This is a genomic window from Nonomuraea rhizosphaerae, assembly GCF_019396405.1.
Lineage (GTDB): Bacteria > Actinomycetota > Actinomycetes > Streptosporangiales > Streptosporangiaceae > Nonomuraea > Nonomuraea rhizosphaerae.
The window spans coordinates 1-2551 of sequence record NZ_JAHKRL010000161.1; the positions used below are offsets into that span (position 1 = coordinate 1).

Below are 2551 nucleotides of genomic sequence, written 5' to 3' on the forward strand. Positions count from 1 at the left end.
CCGCGGCCGCGGCGGCGCCGCCCGCGGCCGCCGTGCCCAGTTGCCCGGGGTGGACCGCCGCCGGCCTTGTCACGCACGTGACCGAGGTCTACCTGCACAAGACCGAGACGATGCGCCGGGGGGAGTGGCCGGACCCGTGGCCGCCCGACCTGTCCGGTGAGGAGCCGCTCGCGGCACTCGATCGGAGTTATGCGGAGCTGACCGGGGAGTTCGCCGCGCGCGCCCCCGGTGATCACGCGCTGACCTGGTACGACCCTGACCAAAGCGTCGGGTTCTGGATCCGCAGGATGGCGCAGGAGACGGTCGTCCACCGGATGGACGCCGAGCTGGCGGCCGGCGTGCCCGTGACGCCCGCGGCCGACGACCTGGCGCTCGACGGCGTGGACGAGGGGCTGCGCGTCATGCTCGCGTACGAGCTGGCCCTCTACCCCGACGGGTTCACCGACGTCATGCGGGACGACCTCAAGGGGGCGATCGCCGTCGTCGCCGGTGAGCGGGCCTGGATCGTACGGCCGTCCGCCGGCGGCGCTGCTGAGGACGTGGTCGAGGACGAGGCCGCCGACAAGGCCGTGGAGCGGGCCGAGGCCGTGGTGTCGGGATCACCTGACCAGGTGCTGCGCTGGCTGTGGGGGAGGGGCGACGAGATCGCCGTCGCCGGGAACCCCGAGTACGCGACGTACCTGCGCAAACTCGTCGCCGTGGCGACACAGTAGGCGACGTGACCGGCAACCTCGGCGGCCGTCCGGCCGGGAACCTCGGCGGAGGTCCGCGGCCGCACCAGGCGCGAGGGTGCGGCCGGGGAGTCTCCTGCGCGGCCTCAGCCCAGGCCGCAGAGTTCGGCGAGGCTCTTGGCCGACTTCTGGTTGTTCGGGGTGGGGGTCTGGGTCGGCCGGGAGGCCAGGGTGCGTGTGGCGCTCGGCGTCGCCGCCGACGACGAGGTGCCCGGGGAGACCGTCACGTCCGCCGCCTGCGCGCTGCGCGTCCTGGTCGAGTCGCTGATCGCCTTGGCCGTGGCCCGGCGGATCTTCACCCAGTCGGGACGCCCGGACAGGAACTCCGGCGGCACGAACTGCAGGCTGGTGATCTTGGCGCTCTTGACCTTGACGGCCAGGGCGACGAGGGGCTCCACCAGCTCCCGGGGGATGTTGGTCTGCGCGAGGCGCTTCGTCGCGTCGGCGATCTTGCCGAAGTTCTGCAGGATCTTCTGGGGCGTGGCCTGCTGGGCGAACGCGCCGATGACACAGCGCTGGCGGCTCATGCGCGAGAAGTCGTCGCTGTCCACGCGGGAGCGGCCGTACCAGAGGGCCTCCTCGCCGCTCAGCCTCCGGTAGCCCGCCCTGATCGTGCCCGCCGTGCCGAAGTGGCCACCCCACTTGATGTCGCGCTCGACCCGGATCTTGAGCCCGCCGATGGCGTCCACGAGGTCGGCGAAGCCGTACATGTTCATCAGGGCGTAGTAGTCGATCTTCAGGCCGAGCGTGTAGCCGATGACGTCCATCAGCGCGCGCGGGCCCTTGTTCTTGCCGCCCATGAGCTGGGGGTTGTCGTTGGCGTACTGCCAGATCTCGTTGAGCAGGCCGCCGTTGGGCAGCTCGATCATGTAGCCGTTCGGGAACTGCTTGTGCAGCGGCGACGACGCCGGGAAGCGCACGTGCTGGAGGTTGCGCGGCAGGCTGAACAGGACCGTGTTGCCCGTCTTGATGTCCACGCTGGCCACCGTCATGCTGTCGGTCCGCACGCCGGTACGGTCGCCGGCGGCGTCACCGCCGATGAGCAGGAAGTTCACCCGCTCCTTGCCGTCCCAGGGGTCCTCCTCCTTGATCGGCGCGACGTCGGGGTTGCTGGTGTCCTGGCTGCTGGGGAAGATCGCCTGGACCGTCTGCTTGAAGGTCAGGACGGCCTGCGCGGTCACGGCGAACGGCGCCATCACCGACACGCACAGCACCCCGACCACGACGCCGGAGACGATCTGGCCCCCCTGGTTGAGCCGGTTGGGGCTCAGCGCCACGTACGAGGTCACCACCACCACGAACCACGCCAGAGCGCCGGCCGAGGCGATGGCGATGATCGCCACCATCGCGTCGTCGCCCACCAGTGCGGCGACGTTGTCGCCGTTGCGGGTCAGGTAGTACGCCAGCCCGGCGAGCAGCAGCAACAGGTACACGCCGACCAGGATCAGGCCCGTACGGCGGCGGCCGGCCCGCAGGTGGGCGGCGCCGGGCAGGACGACCGACAGCAGCGTCCAGCCGAGCACGGAGGCCAGGGTGAGCGGCTTGGCGAACTGCGGGGCCGCCGAGGCGGGACGCCGCGGCCCGGCCTTCGCCGACCCTTTGCCACCGCCCGGCGACCCGCCACCGGACGGCCCCCCAGGTCCACCAGGGCCGCCAGATCCACCAGGGCCCCCGGGTCCACCGGGCCCGCCAGGGCCTCCGGGACCGCCGGATCCCCCACCCCCTCCCGATCCGCCCGGCCCGCCGGACCCTCCGCCGGACGAGCCGCCGCCGGACGGCCCTCTGCCGCCTCGGCCGGCACCGCCGCCCGGCCGCCCACC

General features: G+C 72.5%; 2 protein-coding genes. One reads left to right on the top strand and one right to left on the bottom strand.

What is annotated here, in order from left to right; all coding sequences use genetic code 11:
• Positions 1–713 (top strand): maleylpyruvate isomerase N-terminal domain-containing protein (locus tag KME77_RS07805; RefSeq protein ID WP_219463437.1); only part of this gene is annotated, 713 nt, incomplete at its 5' end.
• A gap of 104 nt (positions 714–817) precedes the next feature.
• On the opposite strand, the gene KME77_RS07810 is transcribed toward KME77_RS07805, so the two are convergent.
• Positions 818–2254 (bottom strand): LCP family protein, encoded by a 1437-nt coding sequence (locus KME77_RS07810; protein ID WP_308250605.1) that lies wholly within the window; start codon positions 2252–2254, stop codon positions 818–820.
• Between the last annotated feature and the right edge of the window lie 297 nt (positions 2255–2551).